The organism is Mycobacterium sp. NGS41 (genome assembly GCF_059812725.1).
On record NZ_JCALDF010000028.1, the window covers coordinates 42414 to 65406 of the forward strand.

The 22993-nt window shown below is 66.0% G+C and carries 21 protein-coding genes, 2 tRNA genes and 1 pseudogene; 8 read left to right on the top strand and 16 right to left on the bottom strand.

Going from position 1 to position 22993, the window contains the following annotated elements; genetic code table 11:
* Positions 1 to 49: 49 nt before the first annotated feature.
* Both AC5Y21_RS20810 and AC5Y21_RS20815 read left to right on the top strand, forming a co-directional pair.
* Complete coding sequence (locus AC5Y21_RS20810; RefSeq protein WP_499915093.1) at positions 50 to 751, top strand: IclR family transcriptional regulator; 702 nt, start codon at positions 50 to 52, stop codon at positions 749 to 751.
* A gap of 125 nt (positions 752 to 876) precedes the next feature.
* Positions 877 to 1377: a PPOX class F420-dependent oxidoreductase gene (locus AC5Y21_RS20815; protein ID WP_499915094.1), complete on the top strand. Its 501-nt coding sequence runs from the start codon at positions 877 to 879 to the stop codon at positions 1375 to 1377.
* 77 nt (positions 1378 to 1454) lie between these two features.
* On the opposite strand, the gene AC5Y21_RS20820 is transcribed toward AC5Y21_RS20815, so the two are convergent.
* From AC5Y21_RS20820 to AC5Y21_RS20835, 4 genes are all read right to left on the bottom strand, one after another.
* Positions 1455 to 1527: transfer RNA gene (locus AC5Y21_RS20820), tRNA-Glu, on the bottom strand.
* Between the two features lie 95 nt (positions 1528 to 1622).
* A tRNA-Gln gene (locus AC5Y21_RS20825) sits at positions 1623 to 1694 on the bottom strand.
* Positions 1695 to 1825: 131 nt separating this feature from the next.
* Positions 1826 to 3292 carry a glutamate--tRNA ligase gene (gene gltX, locus AC5Y21_RS20830; protein ID WP_499915095.1) on the bottom strand — a complete coding sequence of 489 codons (1467 nt, stop codon included), beginning with the start codon at positions 3290 to 3292 and terminating at the stop codon, positions 1826 to 1828.
* Positions 3289 to 4095 carry a fumarylacetoacetate hydrolase family protein gene (locus AC5Y21_RS20835; RefSeq protein ID WP_499915096.1) on the bottom strand — a complete coding sequence of 269 codons (807 nt, stop codon included), beginning with the start codon at positions 4093 to 4095 and terminating at the stop codon, positions 3289 to 3291. The genes gltX and AC5Y21_RS20835 overlap by 4 nt, the downstream gene beginning before the upstream one ends.
* Positions 4096 to 4327: 232 nt before the next feature.
* Here AC5Y21_RS20835 and AC5Y21_RS20840 point away from each other — a divergent pair.
* Positions 4328 to 5645: pseudogene (locus tag AC5Y21_RS20840) on the top strand (MFS transporter); the annotation flags it as partial.
* Here the strand turns inward: AC5Y21_RS20840 and AC5Y21_RS20845 are convergent.
* Both AC5Y21_RS20845 and serA read right to left on the bottom strand, forming a co-directional pair.
* Positions 5632 to 6642: a 3-isopropylmalate dehydrogenase gene (locus AC5Y21_RS20845; RefSeq protein ID WP_499915097.1), complete on the bottom strand. Its 1011-nt coding sequence runs from the start codon at positions 6640 to 6642 to the stop codon at positions 5632 to 5634. The pseudogene AC5Y21_RS20840 and the gene AC5Y21_RS20845 sit on opposite strands and share 14 nt — an antisense overlap.
* Positions 6639 to 8225 carry a phosphoglycerate dehydrogenase gene (gene serA, locus AC5Y21_RS20850; protein ID WP_499915098.1) on the bottom strand — a complete coding sequence of 529 codons (1587 nt, stop codon included), beginning with the start codon at positions 8223 to 8225 and terminating at the stop codon, positions 6639 to 6641. Before serA ends, AC5Y21_RS20845 begins: the two co-directional genes overlap by 4 nt.
* Positions 8226 to 8464: 239 nt before the next feature.
* Between serA and AC5Y21_RS20855 the strand changes: the two genes are divergently transcribed.
* The 3 genes from AC5Y21_RS20855 to wrbA are packed head-to-tail and all read left to right on the top strand — an operon-like array spanning position 8465 to position 10988.
* Positions 8465 to 8923 (top strand): DUF4262 domain-containing protein, encoded by a 459-nt coding sequence (locus AC5Y21_RS20855; RefSeq protein WP_499915099.1) that lies wholly within the window; start codon positions 8465 to 8467, stop codon positions 8921 to 8923.
* Between the two features lie 29 nt (positions 8924 to 8952).
* Complete coding sequence (locus tag AC5Y21_RS20860; protein WP_499915100.1) at positions 8953 to 10392, top strand: phytoene desaturase family protein; 1440 nt, start codon at positions 8953 to 8955, stop codon at positions 10390 to 10392.
* Positions 10389 to 10988, top strand: coding sequence for an NAD(P)H:quinone oxidoreductase (gene wrbA / locus AC5Y21_RS20865; RefSeq protein WP_499915101.1), 600 nt, complete (start codon positions 10389 to 10391; stop codon positions 10986 to 10988). The genes AC5Y21_RS20860 and wrbA overlap by 4 nt, the downstream gene beginning before the upstream one ends.
* A gap of 85 nt (positions 10989 to 11073) precedes the next feature.
* Here wrbA and ilvC read toward each other — a convergent pair whose 3' ends face one another.
* From ilvC to AC5Y21_RS20880, 3 genes are read right to left on the bottom strand one after another with little or no spacing between them, the layout of a single operon-like run.
* Positions 11074 to 12075, bottom strand: a complete 1002-nt coding sequence (ilvC, locus tag AC5Y21_RS20870) for a ketol-acid reductoisomerase (RefSeq protein WP_499915116.1) — start codon at positions 12073 to 12075, stop codon at positions 11074 to 11076.
* Between the two features lie 33 nt (positions 12076 to 12108).
* Positions 12109 to 12627, bottom strand: a complete 519-nt coding sequence (ilvN, locus tag AC5Y21_RS20875) for an acetolactate synthase small subunit (RefSeq protein WP_499915102.1) — start codon at positions 12625 to 12627, stop codon at positions 12109 to 12111.
* Entirely contained in the window at positions 12627 to 14483 is a 1857-nt protein-coding gene (locus AC5Y21_RS20880) for an acetolactate synthase large subunit (protein WP_499915103.1), read from the bottom strand. Before AC5Y21_RS20880 ends, ilvN begins: the two co-directional genes overlap by 1 nt.
* Positions 14484 to 14753: 270 nt before the next feature.
* Between AC5Y21_RS20880 and AC5Y21_RS20885 the strand changes: the two genes are divergently transcribed.
* A complete protein-coding gene (locus AC5Y21_RS20885; protein WP_499915104.1) occupies positions 14754 to 15131 on the top strand; it encodes a PH domain-containing protein in 378 nt (125 codons plus the stop codon).
* Between the two features lie 5 nt (positions 15132 to 15136).
* Here AC5Y21_RS20885 and AC5Y21_RS20890 read toward each other — a convergent pair whose 3' ends face one another.
* Positions 15137 to 15979 (bottom strand): DoxX family protein, encoded by an 843-nt coding sequence (locus AC5Y21_RS20890; protein ID WP_499915105.1) that lies wholly within the window; start codon positions 15977 to 15979, stop codon positions 15137 to 15139.
* The gene (locus tag AC5Y21_RS20895) at positions 15976 to 16149 is read right to left on the bottom strand and encodes a hypothetical protein (RefSeq protein WP_499915106.1); all 174 of its coding nucleotides are present in this window, start codon (positions 16147 to 16149) and stop codon (positions 15976 to 15978) included. Before AC5Y21_RS20895 ends, AC5Y21_RS20890 begins: the two co-directional genes overlap by 4 nt.
* Between AC5Y21_RS20895 and AC5Y21_RS20900 the strand changes: the two genes are divergently transcribed.
* Positions 16148 to 17266, top strand: coding sequence for a PQQ-dependent sugar dehydrogenase (locus AC5Y21_RS20900; protein WP_499915107.1), 1119 nt, complete (start codon positions 16148 to 16150; stop codon positions 17264 to 17266). The genes AC5Y21_RS20895 and AC5Y21_RS20900 overlap by 2 nt on opposite strands.
* A gap of 14 nt (positions 17267 to 17280) precedes the next feature.
* Here the strand turns inward: AC5Y21_RS20900 and AC5Y21_RS20905 are convergent, their stop codons facing one another.
* The 5 genes from AC5Y21_RS20905 to gatC form a co-directional block, all read right to left on the bottom strand.
* Positions 17281 to 17766 (bottom strand): flavin reductase family protein, encoded by a 486-nt coding sequence (locus AC5Y21_RS20905; protein WP_499915108.1) that lies wholly within the window; start codon positions 17764 to 17766, stop codon positions 17281 to 17283.
* A gap of 8 nt (positions 17767 to 17774) precedes the next feature.
* Entirely contained in the window at positions 17775 to 19283 is a 1509-nt protein-coding gene (gatB, locus tag AC5Y21_RS20910) for an Asp-tRNA(Asn)/Glu-tRNA(Gln) amidotransferase subunit GatB (RefSeq protein WP_499915109.1), read from the bottom strand.
* 458 nt (positions 19284 to 19741) lie between these two features.
* Positions 19742 to 20773: an ATP-dependent 6-phosphofructokinase gene (locus AC5Y21_RS20915; RefSeq protein ID WP_499915110.1), complete on the bottom strand. Its 1032-nt coding sequence runs from the start codon at positions 20771 to 20773 to the stop codon at positions 19742 to 19744.
* A 95-nt stretch (positions 20774 to 20868) separates the two neighbouring features.
* A complete protein-coding gene (gene gatA / locus AC5Y21_RS20920; protein ID WP_499915117.1) occupies positions 20869 to 22353 on the bottom strand; it encodes an Asp-tRNA(Asn)/Glu-tRNA(Gln) amidotransferase subunit GatA in 1485 nt (494 codons plus the stop codon).
* A gap of 8 nt (positions 22354 to 22361) precedes the next feature.
* Positions 22362 to 22661 carry an Asp-tRNA(Asn)/Glu-tRNA(Gln) amidotransferase subunit GatC gene (gene gatC / locus AC5Y21_RS20925; RefSeq protein WP_499915111.1) on the bottom strand — a complete coding sequence of 100 codons (300 nt, stop codon included), beginning with the start codon at positions 22659 to 22661 and terminating at the stop codon, positions 22362 to 22364.
* Positions 22662 to 22993: the final 332 nt, after the last annotated feature.

The window sequence follows — 22993 nt, forward strand, 5'->3', positions numbered from 1 at the left end:
GCCGGGCATCTGGATTGGATCTCAAAATGCGAGACGCTAGTATCTCCTTGTGAGACAGCATAGCGGTATCGGCGTGCTCGACAAAGCCGTGGACATACTTCACACCATCGCGGAATCTCCGTGCGGTCTGGCCGAATTGTGTGAGAGAACCGGCTTGCCCAGGGCCACCGCGCACCGGTTGGCGGCCGCCTGTGAGTTTCATCGCCTGCTGGGCCGCGACGACGAGGGCAGGTGGTGCCTTGGGCCCGCGGTCACCGAGCTCGCGGCACACGTCGACGATCCGCTGCTGGCGGCGAGTTCAGCGGTGTTGCCCCAGCTGCGCGAGACCACCGGCGAAAGCGTGCAGTTGTACCGTCGAGAGGGCATTTCGCGGGTCTGCATTGCCGCAGTGGAACCGCCTGCAGGCCTTCGCGATACGGTCCTTGTTGGTGCACGACTGCCGATGACGGCTGGCTCGGGCGCGAAAGTCCTATTGGCCCACAGCGACGCGGCCATCCAGGCGGCCGTGTTGCCGACGGCGAAATTCACCGGCCGGGTGCTGGCTGAAGTGCGCCGGCGCGGATGGGCGCAAAGCGTTGCCGAGCGCGAGCCCGGGGTCGCCAGTGTGTCGGCGCCGGTGCGCGACGGCCGCGGTGCGGTGATTGCTGCGATCTCGGTATCTGGACCCATCGACCGGATGGGGCGACGTCCCGGCGTACGTTGGGCAGCCGATTTGGTGGCCGCGGCCGACGCGCTCACTCGTCGGCTTTGATCGGCGCTTCGGTCCTGGGCGTCGAGACTGCATCCAGGGCGGGTGCATCGCCGAAACCCGCCCCTGGCCGCAGGATGGATGCCACCACTGCAGAGTCGATGCAGACGGCCTGACAAACTGACGCCATGGGAACCAACCAGCGCGCGAGCATCGTCATGTCCGAGGCCGAAATCATCGATTTCGTCGTCAAGAGCCGTACTGGCACCCTTGCCACCATTGGTCCTGACGGCCAACCCCATTTGACGGCGATGTGGTACGCCGTGGTCGACGACGAAGTCTGGCTGGAGACCAAGGCAAAGTCGCAGAAAGCGGTCAATCTCAAACGCGATCCGCGGGTTAGCTTCATGATCGAGGACGGCGATACCTATGACACGCTGCGCGGCGTGTCCTTCGAAGGCGTTGCGGAGATCGTCGATGACCCCGACGCATTACATCGGGTCGGGGTCAGTGTGTGGGAGCGCTATACCGGTCCGTACACCGACGATTTGAAGCCGATGGTCGACCAGATGATGAACAAGCGCGTCGGCGTGCGGATTGTCAGCCGGCGGGCCCGCTCGTGGGATCATCGCAAGCTCGGCTTGCCGCACATGCCGGTGGGCGGCTCCACCGCGCCTGCGGTCGGCTGACGACTAGCAACGGCGAGCAGACGCAGAATCCCCCGTTTCGGCACGAAATTGGGGGATTCTGCGTCTGCTCGGTTTTGTAGCCCCGATGGGATTCGAACCCACGCTACCGCCGTGAGAGGGCGGCGTCCTAGGCCGCTAGACGACGGGGCCAGAACCGATCCGAGCAGTCAGCATATCTCACCCGGAAAGGGCCACCTAATCGCTTGGACTGGCCTTAGCGGCTGCTCACAACAACACGAACTTTGCTGGGGTACCAGGACTCGAACCTAGAATGGCTGAACCAGAATCAGCTGTGTTGCCAATTACACCATACCCCATTGGCTGCCTAAAACCGCTGGTCAGACCGCTTTCGCGGACCTCAACCGAGTCCTGCGAACGCCGCTGCCCGCCGTTGTGGGCCGACGTGCAGACTACCAAAGACTCGACGCGCACTCCTCATTCAGTGCCATCAGTGCTGGCGGCCGACGGCGGCCCGCAGCCGCTGCAAACTGCGGTCACGGCCCAGCAGCTCGAGTGATTCGAACAACGGCGGGCTGATCGAGGTTCCCGTCGCCGCAACCCTGATCGGGCCGAACGCCTTGCGCGGCTTCAGACCCAGACCCTCGATCAGCGCCGACTTGAGAGCGGTGTCGATATTTGCCGCGGTCCAGTCCGCCACGCCGTCCAGCGCGGCCAGCGCGGCGTCGAGCACTCGGTCCCCGTCGGGTCCCAGCTCTTTGGCGGCGGCCTTGGGGTCGATTGCGTACTGGTCGTCGTTGAGGAATTTCAGCAGATCCCACGCGTCACCGAGGACGACGATGCGGGTCTGCACCAACTGAGCCGCCACGCCGAATCGCGCGTCGTCTAAATCGATGTGGTGGCCGTGCACATCCAAGTAGTCGCGCAGCCTGGTGGTGAAATCGTCGGGGTCGAGCATCCGGATGTGTTCGGCGTTGAGCGCGTCGGCCTTTTTCTGGTCGAACCGTGCGGGGTTGGAGTTGACGTCGGCGACGTCGAAGGCGGCCACCATCTCGTCGAGGCTGAACAGGTCGCGATCGTCGGCGATCGACCAGCCGAGCAGCGCAAGATAATTCAGCAGCCCCTCGGGGATGAAACCGCGTTCACGATGGGCGAAAAGATTCGACTGCGGGTCGCGCTTCGAAAGTTTCTTCGTTCCCTCGCCCAACACCGTTGGGAGATGGGCGAATTCCGGAATACGCTCCGCGACCCCGATTCGGATCAGCGCCTGATACAGCGCCAGCTGCCGCGGAGTCGACGGCAGCAGGTCCTCGCCGCGCAGCACGTGCGTGATCTTCATCAACGCGTCGTCGCACGGGTTGACCAAGGTATACAAGGGATCTCCGCTCGCGCGGGTCAGCGCGAAATCGGGCACCGTGCCGCCCGCGAACGTGGTGGTCCCACGCACCAAATCATTCCAACGGAGGTCTTCGTCGGGCATCCGTAACCGCACCACCGGCTGACGACCCTCCGCCAGGTATGCCGCGCGCTGCGAGTCGGTCAGCTGACGATCGAAATTGTCATAGCCCAGTTTGGGATTGCGTCCTGCCGCGATGTGGCGGGCTTCAACCTCTTCCGATGTCGAGAACGCGTAGTAGGCCTCTCCTGCCGCCAGCAGCCGGTCGACCACGTCACGGTAGATTTCGGTGCGCTCCGACTGCCGGTAGGGGCCGTACGGTCCGCCGACCCCGGGCCCCTCGTCCCAGTTCAGGCCGAGCCAGCGCAACGCGTCGAGCAGCGCCAGATAGCTTTCCTCCCTGTCTCGTTCGGCGTCGGTGTCCTCGATGCGGAACACGAAGGTGCCGCCGGTGTGACGGGCGTAGGCCCAGTTGAACAACGCGGTGCGGACCATGCCGACGTGCGGAGTGCCGGTTGGCGACGGACAGAACCGGACCCGGACTTGGTCAGATGCGGTCACGACTTTCCTTTGCGGACTACGGGATTGGTCAGAGTACCGATACCCTGCACAGTTATCGCAACGGTGTCACCGTCCTCGAGAGGACCGACACCGGCAGGTGTTCCGGTGAGAATGAGGTCACCGGGCAGCAACGTCATCACCGCCGAAATCCATTCGACGATGGCGCCGACGTCGTGAATCATCAACGAGGTGCGGCTGTTCTGTTTGACTTCGCCGTTGACCTCGGTGCGCAGCTCGAGGTCGGCCGAGTCGAGAGGATTCAGGTCGGTGACGATCCACGGCCCGACCGGGCAGAAGGTGTCGTGGCCTTTGGCCCGGGTCCATTGGCCGTCCGACTGCTGCTGATCGCGCGCCGACACATCATTGGCGATGGTGTAACCGAGGATGTTCTCAGCGGCTTGGGCGGCTGTGACGTCTTTGCACGCCCGGCCGATCACTATCGCCAATTCGCCCTCGAAGTGGACGGGTGATGCGTTGGCGGGCAGGCGAATCGGCACGTTCGGTCCGATGATCGCGGTATTGGGTTTGAGGAAAACCACCGGATCCGCGGGCGCTGATCCGGTTGCGCCACCCATTTCGGCGATGTGGTCGGCGTAGTTCTTGCCGACGCAGACGACCTTGCTGGCCAGGATCGGGGCCAGCAGCCGGACATCGGCCAAGGGCCAGGATCGGCCGGTGAAGGTCGGCGTGCCGAACGGATGCTCAGCGATCTCGCGGGCAGTCATCCCGCCGGAATCGTCCGGGTCTCCCTCGATGCTGACGAAGGCGACGCCGTCTGGGCTGGCGATTCGACCAAGGCGCATTCGGTTGAGCCTAGCGGCGGCGACGATTCGGGCCGGATCGGCCCGACGAGGAGCGCCGCCATCAGCACAGCGAGGGTTGTCAGGCCGGCGCAGCCGGCCGCAGCAGGCCCTCGCCATCAGCACAGCGAGGGTCGCGAGGGCGGCGTAGCCGGGTGCAGCGGGGCACTCGCAATCCAGCACTCTTACCGACAGTCGCCTTTGAGCCGCGCGTGTCACATGCGAGCATGAGCGGATGCCAAAGGACCCGACCGACACGGGCCCGCTGACTACGGGCGCACGCTGGCGGATCCTCATCGTCTCGCTGGCAGTGACGGCGAGTTCGTTTGTCTTCATCAACGGTCCAGCTTTTTTGATCCCCCGGCTGGAAGCCGCGCGCGGAACCCCGCTGACACAGGCAGGTCTGTTGGCGTCGATGCCCAGTTGGGGCATGGTCGTCACCCTGGTCGCGTGGGGCTACGTACTCGACCGCCTGGGTGAGCGGATCGTCATGACGGTCGGCTCGGCCCTGACCGCGGCGGCGGCCTACGCCGCAGCATCCATGCATTCACTGCTGTGGATCGGCGTTTTCCTGTTTCTCGGTGGCATGGCCACCGCCAGCTGTAACAGTGCCGGCGGGCGACTGGTGTCAGGCTGGTTTCCACCGGAGCAGCGCGGCCTGGCCATGGGAATCCGCCAGACCGCACAGCCACTTGGAATCGCCCTCGGCGCGCTGGTCATCCCAAAGCTGGCCGAACATGGCGCTCGCGCCGGCCTGATGTTCCCGGCGATCGCGTGCGCGGTAGCCGCGGTGGTCAGCCTCGTCGGCGTCGTAGACCCGCCGCGCAAATCGCGTGCGACGGCCACCGAGCAGGAACTGGCCAGCCCCTATCGCGGGTCGTCGGTGCTATGGCGAATCCACGTGGTATCGGCGCTGCTGATGATGCCGCAGACGGTGACCGTGACGTTCATGCTCGTCTGGCTGGTCAGAAACGACCACTGGTCCATCGCCGCCGCCGGTGGGGTGATGACGATCTCTCAGCTGCTCGGCGCGCTTGGCCGTATTCTGGTCGGCCGCTGGTCTGATCGGATCGGCTCGCGAATGCAGCCCGTCGCCGTCATCGCCGCCGGCGCCGCCCTGACCCTGTTCCTGCTGGCCTACGCCGATCACCAGGGTTCGCGTTACGAGGTGCCGCTCATGATCCTTATCTCGGTGATCGCGGTGCTCGACAACGGGCTTGAGGCAACGGCGATCACCGAGTTCGCCGGGCCGTTCTGGAGCGGACGCGCGCTGGGCGTCCAGAACACCACGCAGCGGCTCATGGCGGCCGCCGGTCCCCCGCTCTTCGGCGCGTTGATCAGCGCCGCCAGGTACCCGCCCGCGTGGGCGCTGTGCGGATTGTTCCCGCTGATCGCGGTGCCATTTGTGCCGATCCGACTGCTACCGCCCGGATTGGAGACCAGAGCGCGACGGCAGTCGATTCGCCGACATCGCTGGCGGCAAGCTATTCGCTCCCGCGCCAGGCAGGCCTCGACGGCCCGTTCCCCAAGTGAGCAAGGTTAGAGCGCGGCGGCAATTCGTTCGCCGATGGCGCGGGTGGCCAGCCGCTCGTCGCCGCGAGTTGCCAGATACGTCGCGACGGCCCGATCCACCCTGGCGGCTGCCTCGTCCTCGCCAAGATGGGCCAGCAGCAGCGCGACCGACATGATCGCCGCGGTGGGATCGGCGATGCCCTGCCCGGCGATATCCGGCGCGCTGCCATGCACCGGCTCGAACATCGACGGATTTGTCCGTGTCGCATCGATATTTCCGCTGGCGGCCAAGCCGATTCCGCCGCAGACCGCCGCGGCCAAGTCCGTGATGATGTCGCCGAACAGGTTGTCGGTGACGATCACGTCGAACCGTCCGGGGTCGGTGACCATGAAGATCGTCGCAGCGTCGACATGTTGATATGCCACTTCGACGTCGGGATATTCTTCGCCGACCTCGGCCACGATGCGTGACCACAGCTTCCCGGCGAACGCCAGCACATTGTTCTTGTGCACCAACGTCAGGTGTTTGCGACGCCGCAGGGCCCGCTCGAACGCGTCGACTACCACTCGGCGCACGCCGAAGGCGGTGTTCACGCTGACCTCGGTCGCGACTTCGTTGGGCGTGCCGACGCGAATTGCGCCGCCATTGCCGGTGTACGGACCTTCGGTGCCCTCGCGCACCACCACGAAGTCGATGTCAGGCTTTCCGGCGAGCGGGCTGCTCACCCCGGGGTATAGCCGCCCGGGCCGAAGGTTGACGTGATGATCCAGCTCGAAGCGCAGTCGTAGCAACAGGCCTCGCTCCAGGACGCCGCTGGGGACCGACGGGTCACCGATGGCGCCGAGCAGAATCGCGTCGTGCTGGCGCAGCTCGGGGACCACCGAGTCCGGTAGCACCTCGCCGGTGGCGTGATACCGGCGAGCGCCCAGGTCATAGTCGGTCTTCTGCACACCGGGCAGGACGGCATCGAGCACCCTGATCGCCTCGGCAGTTACCTCCGGACCGATCCCGTCGCCCGCGATAACCGCCAGTTTCACGACAGATCAACCACTTCGAGCATGTTGGCCCCCACCGCCGCGCTGATCGCCGAACGGACGTCGTCTGGCACGTTTTGGTCCAGCCGCAACAGGATCGTGGCGCTGGGGCCCTCAGCGTCCTCGGACAGCTGCGCGGCTTGGATGTTCACCCCGGCGGCGCCGAGCAGGGTGCCGATCTTGCCCAACGCTCCCGGCTGGTCGGCGTAGTTAATCACCAGGTTGGTGCCCTGAGCACGCAGATCGAAGTTGCGGCCGTTGATCTGCACGATCTTTTGCACCTCCTGCGGCCCGGACAGCGTGCCGGCCACATTGACCACGGACCCGTCGGCGGCGACCGCCCGGACGTCGACCAAGCTGCGGTGGTTCGGGCTTTCGGAGGCCTTGTTGATCTCGGCGGAAACGCCACGTTCGGCGGCCAGTGCCGGCGCGTTGACGAACGTCACGGCATCCTCGATGACCGCCGAGAACAAGCCGCGCAAAGCCGAAAGCTTCAGCACCTCAACATCTTCGGCGGCCAGCTCACCACGAACCTGCACCGATAGCGATGCCGGCAATTCGTCGGACAGCGCGGCGGTCAGCACTCCGAGCTTGCGCACCAGATCCAGCCAGGGCGCCACCTCTTCGTTGACCACCCCGCCCCCGATGTTGACCGCGTCGGGCACGAACTCCCCGGCCAGCGCCAGCCGCACACTCTCGGCCACGTCGGTGCCGGCTCGATCCTGTGCCTCGGCGGTTGACGCCCCCAGATGCGGAGTGACCACCACTTGCGGGAGCTCGAATAGCGGGCTGTCAGTGCAGGGCTCGCTGGCGAACACATCGATACCGGCGGCGCGCACATGTCCGCTGGTGATCGCTTCCGCCAGTGCCGCCTCGTCCACCAGGCCGCCGCGCGCGGCGTTGACGATGATCACGCCGGGCTTGGCCTTGGCCAGCGCCTCCTTGTCGATCAGGCCTGCGGTCTCGGGCGTCTTGGGCAGATGCACGGAAATGAAGTCGGCCCGGGCCAGCAGCTCGTCGAGGGACAGCAGTTCGATGCCGAGCTGCGCGGCGCGCGCAGCTGACACATATGGGTCGTAGGCGACGACGTGGGCGCCGAAGGCCGCGATCCGCTGGGCAACCAGCTGGCCGATCCGGCCCAACCCCACGACGCCGACGGTCTTGCCGAAGATCTCGGTGCCTGAGAAGGAAGACCGCTTCCAGGCGTGTTCGCGCAGCGAGGCGTCGGCCGCCGGAATTTGCCGGGACGCGGCCAGCAGCAGGGCCAGGGCGTGTTCGGCGGCGCTGTGGATGTTCGACGTCGGCGCGTTGACCACCAACACGCCGCGTGCGGTGGCGGCATCCACGTCCACGTTGTCCAGCCCCACTCCGGCGCGGGCGACGATTTTCAGCTTGGAGGCCGCTGCCAACACCTCAGCGTCGACAGTGGTGGCCGACCGCACCAGCAGCGCGTCGGCCTCAGGCACCGCGGCCAGCAGCTTCTCTCGGTCGGGACCGTCTACCCAGCGCACCTCGACCTGGTCTCCCAGGGCGGCAACGGTTGATTGGGCGAGTTTGTCGGCGATTAATACAACAGGCAGGTTCACGCGGCCAGCGTAGCGGTGATCGCGAGCGCGGCGGAGCCGGGCGCTGCGGGTCACCGCCATCGGGCGTAGCCGGGCGGAAAACTACGCCGAGATCGACGTTAGCGTGCGGCCCACTCGGCCTTTTTCGCGCTGACGTCAATCTGGACGCAAGCCGCGGGAGCGGCCGGTCGGGGTTGTCGGTACCCGGGTGCATGGTGACGGTAAGTCCGACGAGAGAAGGGACGGCACCCATGTGCTGGATGTGCGATCACCCCGGGAGCACCGTTGACGAGTGGTTCGCGGAGATTGAGAAAACAAAGTCAAAACGCGGTTGGGCGGTGCAATACGTCGAGAGTGACTGCGCGCCCTACGCCTACACGGTCGGCTTGCACGAACATGGCCTGCCCGAGCTGTTGGTGACCGGCCTTCCGCCGCAGCCGACGGCCCGGCTGCTCAACACGGTCGCCGAGTATCTGATAAATGGCGGACGACCGGTGCCCGGCGAATGGATCTCGATAACTGATGGGCCGATGCTGGCAGTGGTCCAGGTGGAGCATCCCGACGTGCATATGGGCGTGGCAGTGGCGTTCTACGGCCGTCAGCTGCACGCCCTGCAGCTGGTATGGGCCGACGTCCGCGGTCACCGACCGTGGTGCCCGGAATTCAGCAACGGCGAGGTCCGGCAACCGGTGCTGGGGGTGCGCCCTGACCTGACCTGACCTGACCGCAGGGTCCTTACCATCGCAGGGTGGACGTCACCGTCGTCGGCAGCGGGCCCAACGGGCTCGCCACAGCCGTAATCTGCGCCCGTGCGGGGCTGAAGGTCCAGGTCCTCGAAGCTCAGCCGACCTTTGGCGGCGGCGCCCGTACCGCGGCCGACGTCGAATATCCCGGAGTCTTACACGACGTGTGCTCGGCGGTTCACCCGCTGGCGCTGGCGTCGCCGTTCTTCGCGGAGTTCGACCTGCCCGCACGCGGGGTGCAGCTGCAGGTACCCGAGATCGCCTACGGAAACCCACTGCCGGGGCGTCCGGCGGCAATCGCGTACCTCGATCTCGAGCGCACCTGCGCCGAGCTGGCCCACGGCGCGTCCTGGCGGCGCCTGCTGGGCCCGTTGGTGTCCGAATGGCAGGCGGTAGTGGGATTGCTGCTCGGCGACAAGCGTTCGGTGCCCCGTTCGGCATTGCCCGCGCTGCGTCTCGGGCTGGCGACGCTGGCGCAGGGAACCCCGGCGTGGGGGACGCTGATCGGCGAGGATGCCCGCGCATTGTTCACCGGCGTTGCCGCGCATGTGATTTCACGGATGCCGTCACTCGCGGCGGCCGGCGCCGGTTTGATGCTGTCCATCCTCGCCCATGCGGTCGGCTGGCCCATTCCGGTGGGCGGCACCCGTGCGATCAGCGATGCCCTGATCGCCGACCTGCGCGCGCACGGCGGCGAGCTGACCGCCGACGTCGAAGTCACTTCTCCACCGGGTCCGCCGGGCTCAGTGGTCGCGTTCGACACCGCGCCCACCGCGCTGCTGGGGGTCTACGGTGACGCGCTTCCGTCTCGATATGCTAAAGCGTTGCGCCGCTACCGATTCGGGCCGGGAGTTGCCAAAGTCGACTTCGTGCTCAGCGACGACATTCCGTGGTCGGACCCAAGACTGCGGCAGGTCCCGACATTTCATCTCGGCGGCACCCGCGAGCAGATGGCGCGTGCCGAGGCAGACGTTGCGGCCGGACGCCACGCCGAGTGGCCGATGGTGCTGGCCTCCGCACCGCATGTCTGCGATCCAGGCCGCATAGACGGCCAGGGCCGCCGTCCGTTCTGGACTTACGCCCACGTACCGTCGGGTTCCCCGCTCGATGCAACCGAGGCAGTGGTGGGGGTGGTCGAGCGGTTCGCACCCGACTTCCGCGACATCGTCGTGGCGGCTCGCGCCGTGCCCGCCGCACAAATGTCCCGACACAACGCCAACTACGTCGGCGGCGACATCGGGGTGGGCGGAAACAACGCTTGGCGTGCAATTGCCGGACCCACTCCGCGGCTGAACCCTTGGAGCACACCGGTTCCCAGGGTGTATCTGTGTTCGGCGGCAACCCCGCCCGGCGGCGGCGTGCACGGCATGGCCGGCTACTACGCCGCGCGCACGCTGCTGCGCCGCGAATTCGGTATCACGGAGCTGCCTAGTATGGCTCCGTGACGAAACTCGCGATCATCTACTACTCGGCCACCGGTCACGGCACCTCGATGGCCAAGCGTGTGGCTGCGACGGCCGAGGCGGCAGGCGCCGAAGTCCGGGTGCGGCACGTCGCCGAAACACGCGACCCGAAGTCGTTCGCCAGGAATCCTGCGTGGACGGCGAACTACGAAGCGACCAAAGACCTTCCGACGGCAACCGGCGACGACATCGTCTGGGCCGACGCGGTGATCTTCGGCTCGCCCACCCGGTTCGGCTCGGTTGCGTCACAGTTGCGCGACTTCCTCGACTCGCTCGGCGGTTTGTGGTCCGAAGGCAAGCTCGCCGACAAGGTGTATGCGGCGTTCACGTCGTCCAACACGCTGCATGGCGGCCAGGAGACCACACTGTTGTCGCTGTACATCACGCTGATGCACTTCGGCGGCATCATCGTGCCGCCGGGATACACCGATCCGGTCAAGTTCGTCGACGGCAACCCGTACGGGGTGAGTCTGGTATCCACCCACGACAACATCCACGAGTTCGACGAGGCCACGGTCAACGCGCTCGACCACATGGCGCGCCGGGTGGTGCAGACGGCGGGCCGCCTCGCGCGGTAATCCCCCGCGCCGAAAGTGAAACTGTTGCGAGAAATGGCCGGAAAGTTCGCAACAGCTTCACTTTCGGCGGAAGAGTGCGGAAGAGCTAAGCCGTCTCGGTGATGGGCCGGTCGACCCAGCTCATCAAATCGCGCAGCTTCTTGCCGGTGACCTCGATGGGGTGTTCGGCGTTCTCCTTGCGCAGCTGCTCGAGCTGCTTGTTGCCGCCCTCGACGTTGGCCACCAGCTTCTTGGTGAAACTGCCGTCCTGGATGTCGCGCAGGATGTCGCGCATCCGCTGCTTGGTGTCGGCGTCGATGACCCGCGGACCGGACAGGTAGCCGCCGAACTCCGCGGTGTCGGACACCGAGTAGTTCATCCGCGCGATGCCGCCCTCGTACATCAGATCGACGATCAGCTTGAGCTCGTGCAGCACCTCGAAGTAGGCCATCTCCGGCGGGTAGCCCGCCTCGACCATCACGTCGAACCCGGTCTTCACCAATTCCTCTGTGCCACCGCACAATACGGCCTGCTCGCCGAAAAGATCGGTTTCGGTCTCGTCCTTGAAGGTGGTTTTGATGACCCCGGCGCGGGTGCCGCCGATGGCCTTGGCGTAGGACAGGGCCAGCGCTTCACCGTTGCCGGTCGGGTCCTGGTCGACGGCGATCAGGCAAGGCACCCCTTTGCCGTCGACGAACTGGCGACGCACCAGGTGGCCAGGGCCCTTCGGGGCGACCATCGCGATGGTGACATCAGCGGGCGGCTTGATCAGGTCGAAGTGGATGTTGAGGCCGTGACCGAAAAACAACGCATCGCCGTCCTTGAGGTTGGGCTCGATGTCGTTCTTGAAGATGTCGGCCTGGGCGGTGTCGGGTGCCAGCAGCATGATCACGTCGGCCCACTTGGCGACCTCGGCGGGGGTGTCGACCGTCAGGCCCTGCTCCTCAACCTTGGCCCGCGACTTCGAACCCTCCTTGAGCCCGACGCGCACCTGCACGCCCGAGTCCCGCAGGCTCAACGAGTGTGCGTGCCCCTGGCTGCCGTATCCGATCACACCGACCTTGCGGCCCTGGATGATCGATAGATCCGCGTCGTCGTCGTAGAACATTTCCAATGCCACTGTTGAATTTCTCCTTGTCAGTTACTTGGCGGTGCCGATGCCCCGGGCGCCGCGGGACAGCGACACCATTCCGGATTGGGCGATTTCGCGGATACCGAACGGCTCCAATACCCGCAGCAGTGCTTCGAGCTTGCCGCGGTCACCGGTCGCCTCGACGGTGAGCGCGTCCGGCGATACATCAATGACCTTGGCGCGGAACAAATTCACCGCCTCGATCACCTGGCTGCGAGTACCGGCGTCGGCACGCACCTTGATCAGGGCCAGCTCGCGGGACATCGCGTTGTCGTCGTCCTGCTCGACGATCTTGATGACGTTGATCAGCTTGTTGAGCTGCTTGGTGATTTGCTCGAGCGGAGTCTCCTCGGCGGAGACCACGATCGTCATCCGCGACATGTCCTTCTGCTCGGTGGCACCCACCGCCAACGACTCGATGTTGAAACCACGCCGCGAGAACAGCGCCGCGACCCGCGCCAGCACACCCGGCTTGTCTTCGACCAGCACCGACAGCGTGTGCGTTTTTTGTGCGTGTGCGCTGTTCATCAGGCGTGGCCCTCGGTGATGTCGTCGAACAACGGGCGGATGCCGCGGGCGGCCTGGATTTCGTCGTTGCTGGTGCCGGCGGCCACCATCGGCCACACTTGCGCGTCGGCGCCGACGACGAAGTCGATCACCACCGGGCGATCGTTGATCGCGCGCGCCTGGTTGATCACGTCGACGACGTCTTCTTCACGCTCGCAACGCAATCCGACACAGCCCAGCGCATCGGCCAGCTTGACGAAGTCCGGGATGCGGTGGGAATGCGTGGCAAGGTCGGTTTGCGAGTAGCGCTCCTGATAGAACAGGCTCTGCCACTGGCGCACCATGCCCAGGTTGCCGTTGTTGATCACCGCCACCTTGATCGGTGCTCCCTCGATGGCGCAGGTGGCCAGTTCCTGGTTGGTCATCTGGAAGCAGCCGTCGCCGTCGATCGCCCAGACCTCGGCGTCCGGGCAAGCGATCTTGGCACCCATGGCCGCCGGGATCGCGAAACCCATGGTGCCCAGGCCGCCGGAGTTCAGCCAGGTGCGCGGCTTCTCGTACTTGATGAACTGCGCCGCCCACATCTGGTGCTGGCCCACGCCCGCGACGTAGACGGCGTCGGGCCCGGCGATCTCACCCAATTTTTCGATCACGTACTCCGGGCTCAGGCTGCCGTCGCTCTGCGGGCCGTAGCTCAGCGGATAGGTGGACCGAACGCTGTCCAGATATGCCCACCATTCGGTCATGTCCGGGGTGGCGTCCCCGTAGTGACGCAGCATCGCGATGAGATCGGCGATGACGGCCCGAACGTCGCCGACGATGGGCACGTCGGCGTGCCGGTTCTTCCCGATTTCGGCCGGGTCGATGTCGGCGTGGATGACCTTGGCCTCCGGCGCGAACGACTCGAGCTTGCCGGTCACCCGGTCGTCGAAGCGGGTGCCCAGCGCGATCAGCAGATCGCTGCGCTGCAGCGCCGCCACCGCCGCCACGGTGCCGTGCATGCCGGGCATGCCCAGGTTCTGCGGGTGGCTGTCCGGGAATGCGCCCCGCGCCATCAGCGTGGTGACCACCGGGATACCGGTCAGTTCGGCCAGTTCGGCCAGCTGCTCGGTCGCATCGCCGCGGATGACGCCGCCGCCGACGTAGAGCACCGGTTTGCGGGCGGCCCCGATCAGCTTGGCGGCCTCGCGCACCTGCCGGCTGTGCGGCTTGGTGTTCGGCTTGTAGCCGGGCAGGTCCATGCGGGGCGGCCAGCTGAACGTGCACTGGCCCTGCAGCACGTCCTTGGGGATATCAACGAGAACAGCCCCAGGACGTCCACTCGCCGCGATGTGGAAGGCCTCGGCCAGCACCCGGGGAATGTCGTCGCCGGAGCGGACCAGGAAATTGTGCTTGGTGATCGGCATGGTGATGCCCGAGATGTCGGCCTCCTGGAAAGCATCGGTCCCGATCAGCCCCCGTCCGACCTGGCCGGTGATGGCGACCACGGGCACGGAGTCCATCTGCGCGTCGGCCAGCGGCGTCACCAGGTTGGTGGCGCCGGGTCCGGAGGTGGCCATGCACACGCCAACCCTGCCGGTGGCGTGCGCGTAGCCGCTGGCGGCGTGACCGGCGCCCTGCTCGTGGCGGACCAGCACGTGGCGGAGCCGCTGCGAGTCGAACAGGGGGTCATACACCGGCAGCACGGCGCCGCCAGGAATGCCGAAGATGACGTCGACGCCGAGTTCCTCCAATGACCGGACTACCGACTGTGCACCGGTAAGTTGCTCGGGGGCAATGCGTTTCGGCTGGCTCGCGGGCTTTGCGGCTGGTTTGGCCGTAGCTGGCGCGCCATTGGCCCCCGGCGGCTGGGCGTGTGGCTTGGCGGGTGCGCTCACTGTCTTCTTCGGTCCTCACATCTCGGGGCAACAAAAAACCCCCGTCAGCTCTGCTGCTGCACGAGGGTCGCGTTGGTGCTCGATTGGGCTAGTCAGGCACCAACGCGCCGACCAATTACTACGAGCATTCCGGGCTTTCCGGCGGTATCCATAGCGTTCGACGGTAGCCTTCGCACAGTTCAGCAGTCAAATCCGGTGCCGCGCACTCGGCATCGGGAGCGACCCGGATGCCCCCCTTGGAACGGGTGGAATGAGTGGAATGATGCGAACGTGGTTGCTGAATCGCCGGTGGTACTTCGGGTGTCACCGATCGCGCACCTGGCCGTCGGATTCTTCACCCTCGGGTTGCTGGTGCCGGTGCTGGCCTGGCCGCTCAGCGCACCCCTGCTCGTCATCCCGGTGCTGTTGTCGACGTTGATCGTCCGGCTCCGCACCGTCGCCGACGAGCGGGGTGTGACCGTGCGAAAACTGCTGGGGCACCAGACCGTCAGCTGGGACGACATCGAAGGGCTGCGTTTCAGCAAGGGATCCTGGGCTCGCGCCCGACTGAAAAGCGGCGCAGAGCTGCGGTTGCCCGCGGTCACTTTCGCGACGTTGCCCCAGCTGACCGAAGTCAGCTCGGGCCGGGTTCCCAACCCGTATCGGTAATCGGGTCAGCCGACGGGATTCCCGCCGTTGAGCAGCATCCATACGGCGATGCCGGCGCCGATACCGCTCAGCAGGGCTACGAAAGACCCGATGAACGGCCGATGCGCCCAGCCCCTGCCGGCGTCGAGGCCGTAGCGGCCGGGGCCGCACAGGATCACCGCCATGGCGACGACGATCAGGGTGATCTGGTATTCATGCCCGTCGGGCAGGAAGAACGAGAAATTGTGCGAGTGCGGCTTGACCGAGATCGTGGCGAGCAAACCGTTGATCAGGAACGCCAGCGCCCCCGCCGCGGCCACCGGGGTGAACAAACCCAGCACCAGCAGCACGCCCGAGACGATCTCCCCGCCGGCGCTCACATACGCCAGGACGTCGGCATGGTGGTAGCCGACGTCGGACAGGGAGCTCTTGAAGCCGGCCATGCCGTGGCTGCCCCACCAGCCGAACAGCTTCTGTAGGCCGTGAGCGCCCAGCACCACGCCCAGGCCGACGCGCAGTAGCAGCAGGCCAAGATGCTGGGTGCCGCGACGACCCACGTCAAGGTGGCGATCGTGGTCCGTGTCCGAATCGATCGCCGCCGGCTCCGCCGTTTGTGCAGGTTGCGGCGGGTTGAAGGCATACGGCAGCGGCTCGGGCGAGTCCATCAGGTTGTGCATCGACCCAGAGACGCCCGAAGTACCGGCCTGGTACGTCGGGATGTCGGTGGTGGTGCCAAATTCGCCTGGATAGCCGACTGGTGTCAGGTCATCCTCGGGGTCGACCAGACTTGCCGAAGCGGGGCGTCCCGGCGTCGATTCCGGGAGATCACCCGGCCGCCGCCAACTCGAGTCATGCGTTTGACTGGTCACTCGTGCCAGGGTAAGGGCAATTTGGCCTGAATCTGGGATTTGAGCGGCGCTTTCACCAGACAATTCAGCAGTTCGCCCACCAGCCGAGCGCAGATCGGCCCGAAAGTGAGCCGGGCACGCACCCGGGTATGTGGCGGCGGTGTCCGCAAAGTCCGTAGCCTGTCGGTCATGCGGATACGGCGGTCGGCTCGGTGCGCACTGACCGCGCTGTGTGCAGCAGCGCTGGTGCTGAGTGGGTGCGCGCGGTTCAACGACGCCCAATCGCAGCCGTTCACCACGAATCCGGTGCTCAAGCCGCAGCCCACTTCGACGCCTCCCCCGCCGCCGCTGCCCGCCGTACCTTTCCCGAAGGAATGCCCGGCACCGGGGGTTATGCAGGGCTGTCTGGAGAGCACCAGCGGGTTGATCATGGGCATCGACAGCAAGACCGCGCTGGTAGCCGAGCGCATGACCGGCGCGATCAAGGAGATCTCGCTCAGCGCCGAGCCGAAAGTGAAGATGGTCATCCCGGTCGACCCGTCCGGCGATGGCGGCTTGATGGACATCGTGCGATCGCCCACCTACAAGCAAGACCGGCTGATGTACGCCTACATCAGCACTCCCACCGATAACCGGGTCATCCGCATAGCGGACGGCGATATCCCGAAGGAGATCCTGACCGGGATCCCGAAGGGGGCCACGGGTAACACCGGAGCTTTGATCTTCACCAGTCCCACCACGCTGGTCGTTCTGACTGGTGATGCCGGCAACCCCGCGCAGGCCGCCGATCCCGCTTCGCTGGCGGGCAAGGTGCTGCGCATCGAGCAGCCGACCACCGTCGGGCAGGCCCCGCCGACGACGGCGCTGTCCGGTGTCGGTTCGGGCGGTGGCCTGTGCATGGATCCGGTCGATGGCTCGCTGTATGTCCTCGACCGCACGCCTACGGCGGACCGGTTGCAGCGAATCACCAAGAAATCAGAGGTCTCCACGGTGTGGGCGTGGCCGGCCAAGCCGGGCGTGGCCGGGTGCGCGGCCATGGACGGAGTGGTGCTGGTCAACCTGATCAACACCAAGCTGACCGTGGCGGTCCGGCTGGCCAAGTCGACGGGTGCCGTCACCGGTGACCCCGACGTCGTCCGCAAGGAGACGCACGGACACGCGTGGGCGTTGAAGATGTCGCCAGACGGAAACGTCTGGAGCGCGACCGTCAACAAGACCGCCGGTGACGCCGAGAAGCTCGACGACGTGGTGTTTCCGCTGTTCCCGTCCGGCGGCGGCTTCCCGCGCAGCAACGACGACAAGACGTAGCTCGGTTAGCGCTCTTAGGCCCCGTGGCCCGGTTCGATGTCGCCGACGTCGGAGAGGCAGAGCAGCTCTTCGGAGCTCTCGGGAGCCCAGACACTGACGGGTTCCAAAAGGTAGCCCACGTGATCTCCGACGTCGATCCGATCCAGTGTCCTGCCGACGAACCATGCGATCGCATCGTCGAGAATCGGCATCCCCTCGGGGCCTTGGCGCCACGAGCAGCGCTCGAACTTGTCGATCTGGTCGCCTGTTTGTCCGCCGAACAGTTCGGCAAGTTCGTGCTGCTGTCGCGACAACAGGTGCACCGCGAGGTGGCCGGATCGACTCGCCACCACGAAGGTGTGGTTGGTTTTGGACATCCCGACCAGGAATCGCTGCGGCTGGATGCTGGTTTGGGTGGCGAAGCCGACCAGGCAGCCCGATGGGTGACCGTCGGCCTGGGTCGTCACCACGAACATCGGATAGTCCAGCTTGGACATCAGGTCCTCGAACGGTTCACCCATCGTTGCGGTCAGCCCTGGCCGCAGGCGGCCAGGACGAGTTCGCGTACCCGCGCCGCGTCGGCCTGACCGCGGGTGGCCTTCATCACCGCGCCGACGATCGCGCCCGCCGCGGCTACCTTGCCGCCGCGAATCTTCTCCGCCACATCGGGATTGGCGGCCAAAGCCTCGTCGACGGCGGCCTGTGTCACCGAGTCGTCGCGGACCAGTTCGAGGCCGCGGGCGGTCATCACCTCTTCGGGTTCGCCCTCCCCGGCCAGCACGCCCTCCACCACCTGGCGGGCGAGTTTGTTGGACAGCTTGCCCTTGTCGACGAGTGCCACCACCTCGGCAACCTGCGCGGGGGTGATGGCAAGTTGGTCCAGTCCGATACCGGCCTCGTTGGCCTTCTGCACCAGGAAGTTTCCCCACCAGGCGCGTGCCGATTCGCTGGAGGCTCCGTGCGTCACGGTCGCGGTGACCAATTCGACCGCGCCCGCGTTGACGAGATCGCGCATCACCTCGTCGGAGACACCCCACTCCTGCTGAATCCGCTTGCGGCTCAACCACGGTAGCTCAGGAATGCTCTGGCGCAGTTGCTCGACCAGCTCACGGCTGGGGGCGACGGGCTCCAGATCCGGCTCGGGGAAATAGCGGTAGTCCTGTGCGGTCTCCTTGACGCGGCCCGGGCTGGTGTAGCCGGCCTCGTGGAAGTGTCTGGTCTCCTGAATAACCCGGCCGTCGGAGGTGAGGACGGCGGCTTGCCGCTGCATTTCGTAACGCACCGCGACCTCAACACTTTTCAGCGAGTTGACGTTCTTGGTTTCGGTGCGGATGCCGAATTCGGTTGCACCACTGGGTTTGAGCGATACATTGGCGTCACAACGCATCGAGCCCTGGTCCATCCGGACATCGGATACATCCAGCGCACGCAACAGGTCTCGCAGCGCCGTCACGTAGGCGCGGGCGATTTGCGGCGCCCGTTCGCCGGTCCCCACGATGGGTTTGGTGACTATTTCGATCAGCGGGACACCGGCACGGTTGTAGTCGATCAGGGAAGCCGTGGCGCCTTCGATGCGGCCGGTCTCACTGCCGAGATGGGTTAGCTTGCCGGTGTCTTCCTCCATGTGTGCCCGCTCGATCTCCACCCGCCAGGTGGTGCCGTCGTCAAGCGGTGCTTCGAGGTAGCCGTTGATGGCAATCGGCTCGTCGTACTGTGAGATCTGATAGTTCTTTGGCATGTCCGGGTAGAAGTAGTTCTTCCGGGCGAAGCGGCACCACGGGACGATCTCGCAGTTCAGCGCCAATCCGATGCGGATCGCCGACTCGACGGCGGCCCGGTTGAGCACCGGCAGGGAACCGGGCAGGCCCAGGCACACCGGGCACACCTGGGTGTTGGGTTCGGCGCCGAATGCGGTGGCGCAGCCGCAGAACATTTTGGTCACGGTGTTCAGTTCGACGTGCACTTCGAGCCCGAGCACCGGATCAAAGCGTGCGATGACCTCGTCGTAGTCCAGCAGTTCCGCTCTGGCAACTGTCATGCGGTCGATCCTAATGGTCGGCCGCGCGGGCGCTGCCGGGCGACGTGGTTGACGCGAAGCAGGCGAAGTTGATCCCATGCGTCACAGGAAATACCGCACATACCAATTTGTCCGGCTCCCAGCGACAATTCGTGTCCGGGCGCACGGGTCGGTTGATTTTGTCGCTGCGACATTCGTGGTCCTGGGCTTGGGCGGGAATCCTGGGCGTTGGGCGTGAATCCTTGGCTTTGGGCGGGAATCCTGGGCGGAAATTCTCGCCGATCCCCGCCCCAGCTTCACACGGAACGCCATACGTTCACACCGAAAGCCGTCAGTACACACTGAACGCCAGTAAGAGGCCGGCAGAACACAGACCCAATCCCCAGTGACTAGCGGGACAGATGTGACAAAGCTAACGCCGCCTGCCGCCGAAAGAACAAACTGCTCGAATTCACCAACGAGCCAACAAGTCTGACGCCCTACCCGAAGAAGGCGGCGGCGTCGTCGTAGCGGCTTTGCGGTACCAGCTTGAGTTGGCGCACCGCATCGGCCAGCGGCACCCGACCAATGTCCTGTCCGCGCAGCGACACCATCTGGCCGTATTCGCCGGCATGGGCGGCGTCGGCGGCGTTGACCCCGAACCGGGTGGCCAGCACCCGGTCATAAGCGGTCGGCGTACCGCCGCGCTGCACGTGACCCAACACGGTCACCCGGACGTCCTTGTTAATCCGCTTCTCCACCTCGACGCCCAGCTGCGCGGCCACGCCGGTGAAACGCTCATGACCGAATTCGTCAAGCCCGCCTTCGCGCAACTGGATCGAGCCCGCAACGGGCTTGGCGCCCTCCGCTACCACACAGATGAAATGCGAATCCCCGCGCTGGAAGCGGCGCTTGACGAGTCGGCACACCTCCTCGACGTCGAAGGGCTGTTCCGGGATCAGCGTCATGTGCGCGCCGGAAGCCAGCCCGGAGTTCAGCGCGATCCAGCCCGCATGCCGGCCCATCACCTCCACCAGCATCACCCGCTGGTGGGATTCGGCGGTGCTGTGCAACCGATCGATGGCGTCGGTGGCTACCGTCAACGCGGTGTCGTGGCCGAAAGTCACGTCGGTGCAGTCGATGTCGTTGTCGATGGTCTTGGGCACACCAACCACCGGAACGTTCTCCTCCGAAAGCCAGTGCGCCGCGGTCAGCGTGCCTTCACCGCCGATCGGGATGAGCACGTCAATGCCGTTGTCGTCCAGGGTCTGCATAATTTGGGGCAATCCGGCCCGAAGCTTGTCGGGATGCACACGCGCGGTGCCCAGCATGGTTCCGCCTTTGGCCAGCAGCCGGTCGTTGCGGTCGTCGTTGTGCAACTGGATGCGACGGTTTTCCAGCAGCCCGCGCCACCCGTCCTGGAATCCGACCACCGACGAGCCGTACCGAGCGCCGCAGGTGCGCACCACCGCTCGGATGACGGCGTTGAGGCCAGGGCAGTCACCGCCTCCGGTGAGAATTCCGATCCGCATGCCCTCATCTTGCCCTGCCGCCAGTTCGATGGGGTGAGCAGACGCAAAATCGCCCGAAACAGCACGTTTCAAGGAGATTTTGCGTCTGCTCGCCGCTATATCGCAGTCGGCAACGAACCGCGGGCGGCCTCGTAGGCCGCTCCCACCCGGTAGAGCCGGTCGTCGGCCAATGCCGGCGCCATGATCTGCAATCCCACTGGAAGCTGATCGTCTGGGGACAACCCCGAGGGCACCGACATGCCGCAATGACCGGCCAGGTTCAGCGGCAGCGTGCACAGGTCGAACAGGTACATCGCCAGCGGATCGTCAACCTTCTCGCCCAGCCGGAATGCGGTGGTCGGCGTCGCCGGCGACACCAGCACGTCGACGGATCGGTAGGCCTCGTCGAGGTCGCGGCCGATCAAGGTGCGCACCTTCTGAGCCTGGTTGTAGTAGGCGTCGTAGTAGCCCGCAGACAATGCGTAGGCGCCAATCATGATGCGCCGCTTGACTTCTGGCCCAAAACCGGCGGCCCGGGTCAACGCCATCACCTCCTCGGCGCTGTGGGTGCCGTCGTCGCCGACCCGCAGCCCGTAGCGCATCGCGTCGAAGCGGGCCAGGTTGCTCGACACCTCCGACGGCAGGATCAGGTAGTAGGCGGCCAGGGCGTGGTCGAAGTGTGGGCAGTCGACTTCACTGACCTCCGCGCCCAGCGCGGTCAGCTGTTGCACTGCCGCCTCAAACGAGGCCAGCACTCCCGGCTGGTAGCCCTCGCCGCTGTGGAGTTGGCGCACCACCCCGACCCGAACGCCTTTCAGGTCACCTTCCGCGCCGGCCTTCGCGGCGCCGACGACGTCAGGCACCTCGGCGTCGACCGACGTGGAGTCGCGCGCGTCGTGGCCGGCAATGACCTGATGCAGCAGCGCCGTGTCCAGCACGGTGCGCGCGCACGGGCCACCCTGGTCCAGCGACGACGCACAGGCCACCAGCCCGTAGCGGGAAACGGTGCCGTAGGTGGGTTTGACGCCGACGGTCGCGGTCAGCGCGGCGGGCTGGCGGATGGAACCGCCGGTGTCAGACCCGATGGCCAGCGGTGCCTGGAATGCGGCCAGCGCTGCCGCGCTGCCCCCGCCGGAGCCACCCGGGACCCGGTCGACGTTCCATGGGTTGCGGGTCGGGCCGTAGGCGGAGTTCTCGGTCGACGAGCCCATCGCGAACTCGTCCATGTTGGTCTTGCCCAGGATCGGCATCCCGGCCGCCCGCAGGCGCGCGGTCAGCGTGGCGTCGTAGGGCGATCGCCAGCCCTGCAGGATCTTGGAGCCGCAGGTGGTCGGCATGTCGACGGTGGTGAACACGTCCTTGAGCGCCAGCGGCACCCCGGCCAGCGCCGAGGGGAGCCGCTCGCCGGCGGCCAGCGCCTTGTCGACCGCGGTCGCGGCACTCAACGCCTCATCGGCAGCCACGTGCAAAAAGGCGTGGTAGCGGTCGTCGGTTGCGGCGATCTGGTCCAGGCAGGCCTGGGTGATCTCGACGGACGACAGCTCCTTGGTCGCGATCTGGGCGGCCAGTGTCGCCGCGTCAGCTCGCAGGATGTCATTCAGTGGGTCCGTCACTGGCTCTCCCCGAGGATTTGGGGAACGACGAAGCGGCCCTCAGCGGCTTCGGGCGCCTGCGACAGCGCCTCCTGCTGCGTCAGGCACGGCGCCGTCTCGTCCGGGCGGGTGACGTTGACATCTTTGAGCGGGTTGTCGGTGGCTTCGACGCCGGTGACGTCGACGGCCTGGATCTGGCTGACGTGGGTCAGGATGGCGTCCAGTTGGCCGGCGAAGCTGTCCAACTCGGCATCGGTCAACGCCAGCCGGGCCAGCCGGGCCAGGTGAGCCACCTCGTCGCGGGAGATCTGGGACACGACCGAAGAGCCTAGCCCGGCCGCCCAGCACGGGCCGCTGAGGAGCCGCGAAACCTGCGCCCAAGCTGGCGGGCATCCGGCGAAGCGGTCCGCTGCCGTAGGTGGGGCGGTTAGCCTGTCCGGGGATAACGCACGCATCGGAGCGAACGCAATGCTTGAGCAACTGGGAAAATACCGGCCGATGCGACTGGTCGCGAGGGGCCGCTGCGAGGTATACGAAGCCGAGGACACCGCGAGCGGAAACCGGGTGGCGCTGAAGGTGTTCGAACGGCGAAATGCCGACGATCCGATCTTCCGCAGGGCGCAAATCGAGGCCCGCGCCTTGGCGCGAC